This is a genomic window from Bradyrhizobium sp. BR 10289 (assembly GCF_019455385.1).
Classification (GTDB): Bacteria; Pseudomonadota; Alphaproteobacteria; order Rhizobiales; family Xanthobacteraceae; genus Bradyrhizobium.
Genome location: NZ_JACOFR010000025.1, coordinates 25,915 through 37,933, shown reverse-complemented (window position 1 = coordinate 37,933; position 12,019 = coordinate 25,915). Strand labels below are relative to the sequence as shown.

8 protein-coding genes are annotated in these 12,019 nt (G+C 65.0%); 5 read left to right on the top strand and 3 right to left on the bottom strand.

Annotated elements, in window-relative coordinates; genetic code table 11:
- Nucleotides 1-50: 50 nt before the first annotated feature.
- Nucleotides 51-1,688: a glycosyltransferase family 39 protein gene (locus HYH08_RS30420; RefSeq protein WP_228748180.1), complete on the bottom strand. Its 1,638-nt coding sequence runs from the start codon at nt 1,686-1,688 to the stop codon at nt 51-53.
- A 385-nt stretch (nt 1,689-2,073) separates the two neighbouring features.
- Here HYH08_RS30420 and HYH08_RS30415 point away from each other — a divergent pair, with 385 nt between their 5' ends.
- The 4 genes from HYH08_RS30415 to HYH08_RS30400 all read left to right on the top strand — a co-directional run bounded on the left by HYH08_RS30415 (nt 2,074) and on the right by HYH08_RS30400 (nt 6,063).
- Nucleotides 2,074-3,801: an adenylate/guanylate cyclase domain-containing protein gene (locus HYH08_RS30415; protein WP_220013513.1), complete on the top strand. Its 1,728-nt coding sequence runs from the start codon at nt 2,074-2,076 to the stop codon at nt 3,799-3,801.
- 333 nt (nt 3,802-4,134) lie between these two features.
- The gene (gene sorA / locus HYH08_RS30410; protein ID WP_220013512.1) at nt 4,135-5,334 is read left to right on the top strand and encodes a SorA family sulfite dehydrogenase catalytic subunit; all 1,200 of its coding nucleotides are present in this window, start codon (nt 4,135-4,137) and stop codon (nt 5,332-5,334) included.
- Nucleotides 5,335-5,346: 12 nt separating this feature from the next.
- On the top strand, nt 5,347-5,655 hold the full coding sequence (sorB, locus tag HYH08_RS30405) for a SorB family sulfite dehydrogenase c-type cytochrome subunit (RefSeq protein WP_220013511.1): 309 nt from the start codon (nt 5,347-5,349) through the stop codon (nt 5,653-5,655).
- Between the two features lie 207 nt (nt 5,656-5,862).
- The gene (locus HYH08_RS30400; RefSeq protein WP_008563500.1) at nt 5,863-6,063 is read left to right on the top strand and encodes a cold-shock protein; all 201 of its coding nucleotides are present in this window, start codon (nt 5,863-5,865) and stop codon (nt 6,061-6,063) included.
- 170 nt (nt 6,064-6,233) lie between these two features.
- On the opposite strand, the gene HYH08_RS30395 is transcribed toward HYH08_RS30400, so the two are convergent.
- The gene (locus HYH08_RS30395) at nt 6,234-6,695 is read right to left on the bottom strand and encodes an Lrp/AsnC ligand binding domain-containing protein (RefSeq protein WP_122401136.1); all 462 of its coding nucleotides are present in this window, start codon (nt 6,693-6,695) and stop codon (nt 6,234-6,236) included.
- A gap of 114 nt (nt 6,696-6,809) precedes the next feature.
- Here HYH08_RS30395 and putA point away from each other — a divergent pair, with 114 nt between their 5' ends.
- Nucleotides 6,810-9,809 carry a bifunctional proline dehydrogenase/L-glutamate gamma-semialdehyde dehydrogenase PutA gene (putA, locus tag HYH08_RS30390; RefSeq protein ID WP_220013510.1) on the top strand — a complete coding sequence of 1,000 codons (3,000 nt, stop codon included), beginning with the start codon at nt 6,810-6,812 and terminating at the stop codon, nt 9,807-9,809.
- A 15-nt stretch (nt 9,810-9,824) separates the two neighbouring features.
- Here putA and HYH08_RS30385 read toward each other — a convergent pair whose 3' ends face one another.
- A complete protein-coding gene (locus HYH08_RS30385; protein WP_220013509.1) occupies nt 9,825-11,960 on the bottom strand; it encodes a tetratricopeptide repeat protein in 2,136 nt (711 codons plus the stop codon).
- Nucleotides 11,961-12,019 lie beyond the last annotated feature (59 nt).

Sequence of the window (12,019 nt, the reverse complement as noted above, 5' to 3'; positions counted from 1 at the left end):
CGAGGGGTATCTCTCGCCAATGCAAATCTATCCGTATGGATAGATACCCCTCATCCGGCGCCATAGCCGAAGCTTCGCTTCGGCGTTCTTAGGAACGGCGGCCGAAGGCCGCCTATGCCACCTTCTCCCACAAGGGGAGAAGGGAGAACTCCCGCCAGCACCTTCCACTGGAACAGCGGCGAGTCCTTCGGCGGCGACAGCTCCGGGGTCCAGCCGGAGAGCTTCTCGATCACATAGGTATCCGAGAGAACGCCGCGCCAGCGGCGTTCGACCTTGCCGAGTTGCTCGCGCCTGGCCGGGATCGAATCCCATATCGATGCACGGTCGTCGGGCTCGCGGCCGACATAGATGCCGGCGTGCCCCCTGATCCTGTCCATGCCGGGATCAGCGAAATCCTGGAAGCGGCCGCGCTCGGTGAGCTCAATCACCGGCACGCGGCCACGGAACAGCCAGCGCATCATGGCGTAGGTACGGTAGTCCGTGGTGGCGATCCAGGTTGCGCCTGTTTCGTCGAGCGCGGTCTGCACGCGGGCCGCGACCTGCTCATAGCCGGCCTCGCCACCGATCGGATCAATCTTGCCGAGGAGATTCCAGGGCGTGGCCACGTAGTAGAGGAATACGATGACGACGAAGGCGATGCCCGAGATGATTGCCGTCCTGACCCAGAACAGGCTCGACCGGATCAGCCGCGCCGGCCAGTTTTCACGCGAGAGCATCACGAAATTGACGGCGGCGGCGGCAAAGCCGACCGGCCACATGAACATCGGCCAGGTGTCCCCCACCCGGAGCGTCAGCGACTTGAACAAGAAGTAGAGGAACGGCACCAGCACTGCGGTGGAGAGCAAAATCGCAACCGGCTCACGCGTGCGGATGCCGCGCCACGCCGTCAGCACCAGCCCTGTCAGCACCACCGGCAGCATGACGAATCCGACCAGGCCGAATTGCAGACCGATGTAATCGCCGATCGTGCGCAGCGAGATGCCGTAATTGGCGGTGGCGCGCACGCCCTGGAAACGGAACGAGGCCCAGTCGTGCTGCGCGTTCCAGATCAGCACCGGCGAGAACACGGCAATTGCAACCAGCACCGCGAGATAAGGGTACGGGCTGCGCAGCCAGCGCCCGCGCCAATCCGGCACCAGCACAAAGGCGGCGACCGCGGGCGCGAACATGATCGCGGTGAATTTCGACAGCATCGACAACCCCGCGAACAGGCCGGCCGCGATCCACCAGCGTCCGTCGCCGCTTTGCGCGAGCCGCACCAGCGACCACATCATCGCCACCGCGAACGGGATCATGGCGACGTCGGGCGCGACCTTGGCCATCAGCAGGCCGTAATAAAGCGCGGCCTCCGGCATCAGCACCGCGAACATGATCGCGCGCGCATCGTGGGTGAGACGGCGGACGATGTCGGCGAGCAGCAGCTGCGTCACCAGCATCGCGACAATGCCGCCGAAGCGGACGCCGAGCACGGTGTCGCCGAAGATCGCCGTGCCGAAGCGGATCAGCCAGGCGATCATCGGGGGATGATCAAGGAAGCTGAGCGCTGCCTCTTTCGACCACGTCCAGTAGTAGGCCTCGTCGGTGCGCAGCTCGATGGACGAGGCATAGACGATGCGCAGCAGCGTCATCGCCGCGATGACCAGCACGGCGATGACGAAGGGCCGGCGCGCGGTGCCGGCGGGGGGCATGGTGATGTCGGAGGCTGTCGTCACGGCCGCGCTTTTCGCTAACCTCGCCGGGGGAGTCAATGTGGGGGGAGTCTCAACATAGGTGTCGTCCCGGGGCGCGACGCAGTCGCGAACCCGGGATCCATAACCACAGGGAGGGGTCGTAGCGCGGGCTGGTCACTCCGAATCTCCGCCAAACACCTCACTGTGGTTAAGGGTCCCGGATCTGAACTCCGCTTCGCTGCGCATGTCCGGGAACGACAGCGGAGGGTGGGTGCGCGCCTTCGCCACCCAACAAGTGCTTACGGTTCTGTAACCTTGCGCGCATGTGATCGGGCCGGCTGTCCACATCAGGAATTAAACGCTAGGCTGGCTGTTCTCCTTGATGAACTGATACAAGCGAATCATGGCCACCGCTCCCGTCCACATGCCCGAGCTCGTCCGCGCCACCAGCGTGCGGCAGGTGCGGCTGGTCTGCGGAACCATCCTGTTCGCTTACGTGGTCAGCCATCTCCTCAACCATGCGCTCGGCAACATCTCGGTCGATGCCATGGAGGTTGGCGTCGCCTACCACATGGCGTTCTGGCAGTTTCTCCCCGTCGCGATCGTGTTCTACACAGCAGCGCTGACGCATATGGGGCTCGGCCTCTACGCGCTGTATCAGCGCCGGCAGTTCCGCTGGCGGACGGTCGAACCACTGCAGCTCGTGCTGGGCCTCAGCATTCCGGTACTCGTCATGATGCATGTGGTCGGCGTGCGGCTCGGCCAGGTGCTGTATGGGCACCAGAAGCTCTATCCGCAGGAGCTCTATCTGTTCTTCTCGTCAAACCGCATCTGGACGATGACGGTGCTGCTGACCATCGCCTGGATCCACGGCTGCATCGGCATCTATTTCTGGCTTCGCCTGAAACCATTCTTCGCCCGCGCGGCGCCCTATCTGCTCGCGGCCGCCGTGCTGATCCCGACGCTGGCGCTGCTCGGCGTCTATCAGGGCGGCCGCAGCGTCATGCTGGAGGCTGAAGACGGCGAATGGCGGACGCACAATCTCACGCGCCGCCAGCTCGGCACGAGCGTCGAAGCCGAGACGCTCGACCGGATCAGCGGCGGCCTCACTATCGGCTATGTCGGCCTGCTCGCTCTGGCGCTGGCTGCGCGCGGGTTTCGGGCTTGGCGCGAGCGGCGCGGCGGCATGATCGCGCTGTCCTATGGCAACGGCAAAACCGTGCGCGTGCCGAAAGGCCTCTCCGTGCTGGAAGCGAGCCTGCGTCACAATGTGCCGCATGCCAGTGTCTGCGGCGGCCGCGCCCGCTGCTCGACCTGCCGCATCCGCATCATCGGCGATCATGGCGCCCTGCCCGAGCCGTCGCAGCGCGAGGCCTTCGTGCTGACCCGCGTCGGCACCACCGATCCCTCGATTCGCCTCGCCTGCCAGCTGCGGCCGGATTCCGATCTCTCCTTCTTCCAGCTGTTCACGCCGCAGACGCTGTCGGCGGGCGGGCAGGCCTCGACATCTGCCAGGATCGGCCAGGAGCGCTATCTCGTCAGTCTGTTCGTGGACATGCGCGGCTCGACACAGCTTGCCGAGAAGCGGCTGCCGTTCGACACCGTCTTCATCGTCAACCGCTTCCTCGGCGCGGTCTCGCAGGCGGTGATCGAGAATGGCGGCCAGCCGAACCAGTTCGTCGGCGACGGCATGCTGGCCCTGTTCGGTCTCACCGCCGATCCGCAAACCGCCTGCCGGCAGGCCCTGAAGGCGGCCGGCCGCATCGCCGCGAATATCGACGAACTCAACGAGCTGTTGAGCCACGATCTGCGCCAGCCGATCCGCTTCGGCATCGGCATTCACGGCGGCGAGGTCATCATCGGCGATATCGGTTATCGCGATCACATTGTGTTCACAGCGCTGGGCGATGCCGTCAACGTCGCCGCGCGGCTCCAGGACATGACCAAGACGCTGGCCTGCGAGGCCATCATCTCGGAGGAAGTGCGCCGCACCGCCGGCCTTGGCAACGACGTGCTACCGCAGCAGGAGGTCGCCATCCGCGGCCGCGACGAACCGATGGCGGTGCGTGTTGTGGCTGATGCGCGGGAGCTGATAGGACTCGTCGAGGGCGGTGCACGCGTGGCAGCTTGATCTCTCTTCACCTCGCCCCGCTTGCCGGGAGAGGTCGGATTCCATCGCAGATGCAATCCGGGTGAGGGGGACTCTCCGCGAATCCAACTCTCACCTCCCTCGCGGAGACTCCCCCTCACCCCAACCCTCTCCCCGCAAGCGGGGCGAGGGAGCACACCGTCACTGCCGCTACAGCTCGGCTCTCACGACATCCGTAACACCCGCTTGCTGCAACGCAGCGGCATGGGCTTGCTGCGAAAGCACGAATTGACTTCAACCAAATGGTTGAGACAGATGGACGCGGGACCCGCGGTGATGACCGCGCTCCAACGAAAGCTCCGGGAGGAGACGAGAATGTTCGATCGACGTAACCTGCTCAAAGGAGCGGGGCTCGCCGCGCTTGCGACGACGCTGAATTCCACCAGGGCGCTGGCCCTCGACACCGTCACGCTGCCCTTCGCCAATGGCGAACGGCCGCTGGTGAAATATCCGCAGAAGCGGCCGATGATCGGGCTGACCAGCCGGCCGCCGCAGCTCGAGACGCCGTTTGCGGTGTTCAACGAGGGCCCGCTGACGCCGAACAACGCGTTCTTCGTGCGCTATCACCTGTCCGACCTGCCCTACAATCTCGACCCCGACAAGTTCACGCTTCAAGTGAAAGGCAAGGTCGACAAGCCGCTGACACTGTCGCTGAAGGACATAAGGAAGATGAAGGCGACCGAGATCGTCGCCGTCAATCAATGTTCCGGCAACAGCCGCGGCTTTTCCGAGCCGCGCGTTGCCGGCGGCCAGCTCGCCAATGGCGCAATGGGTTGCGCACGCTGGCGCGGCGTGCCGCTCAAGACCGTGCTGGAGATGGCGGGCGTGCAGGCCGGCGCCAAACAAGTCACGTTCGGCGGCATGGACGGCCCGGTCAGCGACAAGACGCCCGACTTCGTCAAGGCGCTCGACATCGATCATGCCAATGACGGCGAGGTGATGCTGGCCTATGGCATGAACGGCGAGGACCTGCCGTTCCTCAACGGCTTTCCGCTGCGCCTGGTCGTGCCAGGTTATTACGGCACCTACTGGCTCAAGCATCTCAATGAGATCACCGTCATCGACAGCGTCTATGACGGCTTCTGGATGAAGTCGGCCTATCGCATTCCCGATACGCCCAACAATGCGGTCGAGCCCGGCACCGCACCGAAGGCGACGATCCCGATCAACCGCTTCACCATCCGCTCCTTCATCACCAGCGTGGCCGATGGGGCGAAGCTGAAGGCGGGCCGCACGACGCTGCGCGGCATCGCCTTTGACGGCGGCAAGGGCATCAAGGAGGTCCAGGTCTCCACCGATGGCGGCAAGACCTGGACCAATGCCAATCTCGGCAGGGATCTCGGCAAATATGCCTTCCGCGAATGGAAGCTGCCGGTGAAGCTCGTGGCTGGCCAGGTCGAGCTGAAGGTCCGCGCCACCGGCAATGGCGGCGAGACCCAGCCGGATACGCCGCGCTGGAATCCGGCGGGTTATTTGCGCAACGTCGTCGAAACCACGCGCGTCACCGTGGCCTGAAGGAGAATGATCATGCAGCGCACCGTTCTCCTCGCCAGCACGCTCGCCCTCGCCGCGTGGTCAGGCTCGGCCCTTGCCGCGCCGGTCAATTACAAAACCCCCGACGAGGTCGCTGCGTTCAAGCCCGGGCCCAATCTCGAGGTCGTGCAGGGCAATTGCACGGCCTGCCACTCGTCCGACTACATCGCCACGCAGCCGCCGATGAAGGACAGGAAAGCCTTCTGGCAGGCCGAGGTGACTAAGATGATCAAGGTCTATGGCGCGCCGATCGACGATGCCGATGTCGGCAAGATCGTCGACTATCTGGCCACGACGTATTGATCGATGGAGTGCGGCGTGCCGGCCTTTTGACCGCGAAACGGGCAAAACCGGCAAAAACGCCGCGAAGTTGAGCGGAATTCGGCGAAAGGCTGATGTGGTTTGAGCTACCAAGCCTGCCACATTCCGCGTATCCTATAGGACCGAACCGGCCGGTTGGCGGGGACTGGCGGTTCGAGATCTTGGAGGAAGACCCGCGGAGAAGTCGTGATGGCTAAAGGTACGGTCAAGTGGTTCAACCCGACGAAGGGTTATGGATTTATCCAGCCTGCGTCGGGCGGCAAGGATGTGTTCGTGCATATCTCGGCAGTGCAGAAGGCCGGTCTGTCCACCCTCAACGAGGGACAGACGGTTGAATACGAAGAGATCGCAAACCGGGGCAAGACCTCCGCAGAGAACCTCAAAGTATAAGCCCGCCAGCGTTTCGCTGCCTCCCGGATCAGGTCCGGGAGCGAGGCCAAAAAAATTTAGAAGACGGCCAGTGCATTCGACGACGGGCGTTGCGACTGCACACGGATAGCTATTTTCCCGCGAAGACCGCTTGTTCAACGCCACAGCAATGACAATCGCGACGGCACTTCCTAGCCCACCGGCAACGGGGCGTCGCGCTTGATCTCTTCCATCACCGCATAGGTTCGCGTCTCGCGCACACCCGGCATCGACAGCAGGGTCTCGCCGAGGAAACGCCGATACGCGGTCATGTCCGCGAGCCGCGCCTTCACAAGATAATCGAAGCCGCCGGCAACCATGTGACACTCCAGCACCTCGGGCGCGAGCTTCACCGCGCGAGCAAAGCGCTCGAAATTGTCGGGCGTGGTCTTGTCGAGCAGCACCTCGACGAACACGAGCAGGCCGAGGCCGAGCCGGTGCGGATTGAGCCGCGCGCCATAGCCCTCGACAAAGCCCTCCCGCTGCAACCGCTTCAACCGCTCGCCGATCGACGTCGGGGACAGGCCGATGCGCTCGGCCAGCTCGACATTGGCGATGCGCCCATCTTCCTGCAAAATCGAGAGGATTCTCCGGTCGATTCGATCGAGTTCCATAATTTATCTGGCTATATTTGTCTCTGACTTCAATTTCTAAGGCAAATCGGCTAATTTGTCTATCGAACTCCGGTCACGCAGGCTTTATCCTGAGTTTCAGCCACAGGACACGCCATGCCGAACATCCCGCCGCCCTTTACCGTTCCCTACGCCCCTGACGATGCCGAGATCGCCGCGCGACTGTTGCCGGCCTCGCATCTGGCCCCGCCGCAGGAGGCGCGGATCGACAAGACCGCGACGCGGCTGATCGAGGCGATCCGCAAGCGCGATGATCGCTTGGGCGGCGTCGAGGACATGCTGCGGGAGTTCGCGCTCTCGACCAAGGAAGGTCTCGCGCTGATGGTGCTGGCCGAGGCGCTGCTGCGCGTGCCCGATGCCCGCACCGCCGACCAGTTCATCGAGGACAAGCTCGGCGAGGGCGACTTCATCCATCACGAGACCAAGTCTACCGCTTTCCTGGTCAACGCCTCTGCCTGGGCGCTCGGCCTGTCGGCGCGGGTGATCCAGCCCGGCGAGACGCCTGACGGCACCATCGGCCGGCTGGTAAAGCGGCTCGGGGCGCCTGCGGTGCGTACCGCGACGCGCCAGGCGATGCGGCTGATGGGCAATCACTTCGTGCTGGGCGAGACCATCGCGCAGGCGCTGGAGCGGGGCCGCCCGCGCTCTGGCCAGAAGCCGCGCTATTCCTTCGACATGCTCGGCGAAGGCGCCCGCACGGCCGCAGATGCCAAGCGCTATTTCGACGCCTATGCCAGTGCGATCGAAACCATCGGCAAGGCGGCGGGCAGCCATCCCCTGCCCGATCGGCCCGGCATCTCCGTGAAACTCTCGGCGCTGCATCCGCGCTTCGAAGCGATCAGCCACGCGCGGGTGATGACCGAGCTGGTGCCGCTGCTGCTGGACCTCGCGCAGCGCGCCAAGGCCCATGACCTCAACTTCACCGTCGATGCCGAGGAGGCCGACCGGCTGGAGCTGTCGCTCGATGTCATCGCGGCAACGCTCGCCGATCCCTCGCTCAAAGGCTGGGATGGCTTCGGCCTGGCGATCCAGGCCTATCAGAAGCGGGCCAGTGCGGTGGTCGACTATGTCGATGCGCTGGCACGCGCGCATGACCGCAAGCTGATGGTGCGCCTCGTCAAGGGCGCCTATTGGGACACCGAGATCAAGCGTGCGCAGGAGCGCGGGCTCGACGGCTATCCCGTGTTCACGCGCAAGGCGATGACGGATCTGAACTATGTCGCCTGCGCCGCGAAGCTTCTGGCGTTGCGGCCGCGCATCTTCCCGCAATTCGCCACCCACAACGCACTGACGGTCGCGACCGTGCTAGAGATGGCCGGAGATGGCGGCGGCTTCGAATTCCAGCGTCTGCATGGCATGGGCGAAGCGCTGTACGAGCAGCTCGCCAAGGATCACCCCGAGATTGCCTACCGCACCTATGCCCCGGTCGGCAGCCATCGCGACCTGCTTGCCTATCTGGTGCGGCGCCTGCTGGAGAACGGCGCCAATTCTTCTTTCGTGGCGCAGGCCGCCGATTATCGCGTGCCTGTTACCGCGCTGTTGCAGCGCCCGGCGGATGCGATCGTGCGACCGCAAGCGGCGGCGCATCCCAAGATTCCGCTGCCGGGCGACCTGTTCGGACCGGAGCGGCGCAATTCACGCGGCGTCGAGTTTGGAGAGCGTGATGCGCTCGGCCAGTTGCTGAGGAACGTTAAGGCCGAAACGACCGGTCTCAAGCCGGTCACGGACGCCACGGCGGAGCAGGCCAATGCGGCTGTTGCTGCGGCACGCGCCGGCTTTGCCGCCTGGAGCCGAACGCCTGCAGGCGTGCGCGCGGCGGCGCTGGAACAGGCTGCGCATCTCTTGGAGAGCCGCAGCGCCCGCTTCATCGCGCTTTTGCAAACTGAAGGCGGCAAGACGCTCGACGATGCGCTCTCGGAACTGCGCGAGGCCGCCGACTTCTGCCGCTACTACGCCGCGCAGGGCCGCAAGCAATTCGGCAGCGAGACGGCGATGCCGGGCCCGACCGGCGAGAGCAATGCGCTCGCCATGCGCGGCCGCGGCGTGTTCGTCGCGATCTCGCCGTGGAATTTCCCGCTCGCGATCTTCCTCGGCCAGGTCACGGCCGCGCTGATGGCCGGCAACAGCGTCGTCGCAAAGCCCGCCGAGCAGACGCCGCGCATCGCGCGCGAAGCGGTGGTCCTGCTGCATGAGGCCGGCATCCCCACAAGCGCGCTGCATCTGGTCACCGGCGACGGAAGCATCGGCGCTGTGCTAACCGCCCACGACAATATCGCCGGCGTCGTCTTCACCGGCTCAACCGAGGTTGCACGCCTGATCAACCGGACGCTGGCCGCCAAGGACGGACCGATCGTGCCGCTGATCGCCGAGACCGGCGGCATCAATGCCATGATCGCCGATGCCACCGCGCTGCCCGAGCAGGTTGCCGACGATGTCGTGACATCCGCGTTCCGCTCCGCCGGCCAGCGCTGCTCGGCGCTGCGGCTGCTGTTCGTGCAGGAGGATGTCGCCGACCGCTTGATCGAGATGATCGCGGGCGCGGCGCGCGAATTGAAGATCGGTGATCCCGCCGACGTCGCGACCCATGTCGGTCCGGTGATCGACCTGGAGGCCAAGCAGCGGCTCGATGCACACATCGCGCGGATGAAGCGCGAAGCGCGGCTGCACTTTGCTGGCGCAGCGCCGGAGGGCTGCTTCGTCGCGCCGCACATCTTCGAGCTCAAGGACACCGGCCAGCTCACGGAGGAGGTGTTCGGCCCGATCCTGCATGTCGTGCGCTACCGCGCCGAAAGCCTCGAACGCGTCCTGCAGGCGATCGAGCGCAGCGGCTACGGCCTCACGCTCGGAATCCACTCCCGCATCGACGACACCGTCGAAGCCATCATCGACCGCGTCCAGGTCGGCAACATCTACGTCAACCGCAACATGATCGGTGCCGTGGTCGGCGTGCAGCCGTTCGGCGGCAACGGCCTGTCCGGAACCGGCCCCAAGGCCGGCGGCCCGCACTACCTCGCGCGGTTTGCGACAGAGCAGACCGTGACGATCAACACGGCCGCGGCCGGCGGCAACGCCGCACTGCTCGCGGGCGAGGAATAGATCTCAGGCAGGAAACTACAGGCAGGTGTCGTCCTTGCCGCTACGTCCGGAGCTGCCGCAAGGGGTGCGCTTCGACAGCTGCTGGATCTTCAGCCTGGACTGGGCCTGAGCCGCGATGTCGAACACATTCGCCGGCGTCATCTGGATGGCGCTGCGATAATCGTCCGTTGCCTTATCCACGTCGCCTTTGACCTCGAAAGCCGTGGCGCGCGCGAAATAGCGCTCGATCGTCGGCTTCTGCGCGATCGCCTTGCCGAGATCGTCCAGCGCCTTGTCGTATTGCTTCATCGAGGTGAAGGCGATCCCGCGCAGGCTGAGTGCATCCGGATCGTCCGGCCGGGTTGTCAGTACCTGGTTGAGGTCGGTCATGGCGCCGGCGACGTCCCTCTTGCCGAGATAGGCTCGCGCACGGAGCGTGCGCACGAAGCCGTCGAAGGCGGGCGTCTTGCCCACGAGCTGATCGAGCGCCACGATCGCGCGATCATATTGTCCTGACAGCAGCATCGCCAATCCCTGGCCGAGCTCGGCGGCCTGGTTGTTTGGATCGTGGTCGAGCGCATTCTTGACGTCGACCAGGCCTTCCGCACTATTCCCCTTCAACAGCAGCACCAGCCCGCGCGAAGCGCGCGCCGCGTCGTTGCCAGGATTGAGCACCAGCGAGCGGTCGAAATCGACGACGGCCTTGTCGTTCTGGTTCAGTCCCATATAGGCCTGACCGCGCTCGGAATAGGCCATGAAATCCTTGTCGTTGAGCGCGATCGCGCGGTCGTAATCGGCAATGGCGTCCTGGAATTTGCCCGAGAGGCGGTTTGCCATGCCGCGGCAGACATAGGCCCCCGCATTGTTCGGGTTGGCGCGGATGGCCTGATTGGCATCGACCATGCCCTGCTCGAGCTGCTTCATGCCGATCGAGGCGACGGAGCGCGAGGCCAGCAATTGCGAGTCGTTCGGCCGCATCCTGAGCAACGCATCGAGATCGTTCCGCGCCTCCGCGAACCGGGCCGTCGACAGCAGTGCAGCGACGCGCAGCTTGAGTGCGGTCTCGTTGCGCGGATTGGCCGACAGGATGGTGTTCAGCCGCGGGATCGCTTCGGCGTACTTCTTCTGTGCCACCAGTTGTTGCGCCTCGGCGAGGCCCGGAGGCGGCGCCGGGAATGTCCCTGCCGGTATCGTCGCCATCGGGACCGCGGCCGGCGGGATCGCAGGTGCGGGGGCTGCCGGTGGCGGTGTTACGAAGGCCTGCTTGGATGCGGCAGGCGGAAGCGTCGGCGCAGCAGGTGCGGGCGTGCCCCCGCCCTGCACTTTCGCAAGCTCGGCTTGCATCGCGAGCGCGGCCTGCCGCTGCTGCTGCTGGGCAAACGGATCGTTCGGGGCGATCGACAGCACCTTGTCGAAATCCGCGATCGCACGCGCATAATCGCCCTTGGAGCTGAACAGCTGTCCGCGCGCGTTGTAGGCGCCACGCTCGGGGTGCGGGGCCTGGGCGATCGCGCGGGAAAAATCCTCAATGGCGTGATCGATGTCGCCCTTGCGGCGATAGACCTGGCCGCGCCAAAAGAAGGCGTTGGGCAGGCTCGCATTCATCGAGATCGCCGTGTTGGTGTCGCTCAAGGCCAGATCGAGCTGTGCGGTCTCGACATAGACCCGCGCCCGGCCGACATAGGCGAGCGCATAATCCTGCCGCAGGGCGATGGCCTGGCTGAAATCCGCGGCGGCGTCGGTCCATTGCTTCTGGTCGCTTTTCAGGCCGCCGCGCGCTGCATACGCATTCGGACTTTTGGGGTCGATCTCGATCGCCTGATTGATGTCGGTCAGTGCGCCCTCGAAATTGCCTTTGCGCTGCCGGGCGAAGCCGCGCGACAGCAAGGCCGGCACGGATTTCGGGTTGAGCGCGACCGCGGCTTCCGCGTCGGCCAGCCCCGCATCGAAATTGGCGCGGCCCATGAACACACGCGACCTGTTCACATAGGCGCGCAGCCGCTCCTCGTCGCTGCGCGATTGATCGTTGATGATGGCGGTGCAAGCCGGCTCGATCTTCGCAGGCAGCGGGCCGTTGCAATCTTCGAGGTCACCCGCTTGGGCCGAAGCGGGCATGCCGCACAAGATCGTGAATGCGGCTGCCACCAACAGGCGGACGGACGGGATCGACATGGCCGGCAGTTCCTTCGAGACGACGACGCGCCGATTCCGGAACGAGCGCGCGGGCCAAG

Bases quoted from the DNA above. Each gene is read 5' to 3' on its own strand.
- HYH08_RS30420 (WP_228748180.1), bottom strand. From the start codon at position 1,688: ATGCCCCCCGCCGGCACCGCGCGCCGGCCCTTCGTCATCGCCGTGCTG.
- HYH08_RS30415 (WP_220013513.1), top strand. From the start codon at position 2,074: ATGGCCACCGCTCCCGTCCACATGCCCGAGCTCGTCCGCGCCACCAGC.
- sorA (WP_220013512.1), top strand. From the start codon at position 4,135: ATGTTCGATCGACGTAACCTGCTCAAAGGAGCGGGGCTCGCCGCGCTT.
- sorB (WP_220013511.1), top strand. From the start codon at position 5,347: ATGCAGCGCACCGTTCTCCTCGCCAGCACGCTCGCCCTCGCCGCGTGG.
- HYH08_RS30400 (WP_008563500.1), top strand. From the start codon at position 5,863: ATGGCTAAAGGTACGGTCAAGTGGTTCAACCCGACGAAGGGTTATGGA.
- HYH08_RS30395 (WP_122401136.1), bottom strand. From the start codon at position 6,695: ATGGAACTCGATCGAATCGACCGGAGAATCCTCTCGATTTTGCAGGAA.
- putA (WP_220013510.1), top strand. From the start codon at position 6,810: ATGCCGAACATCCCGCCGCCCTTTACCGTTCCCTACGCCCCTGACGAT.
- HYH08_RS30385 (WP_220013509.1), bottom strand. From the start codon at position 11,960: ATGTCGATCCCGTCCGTCCGCCTGTTGGTGGCAGCCGCATTCACGATC.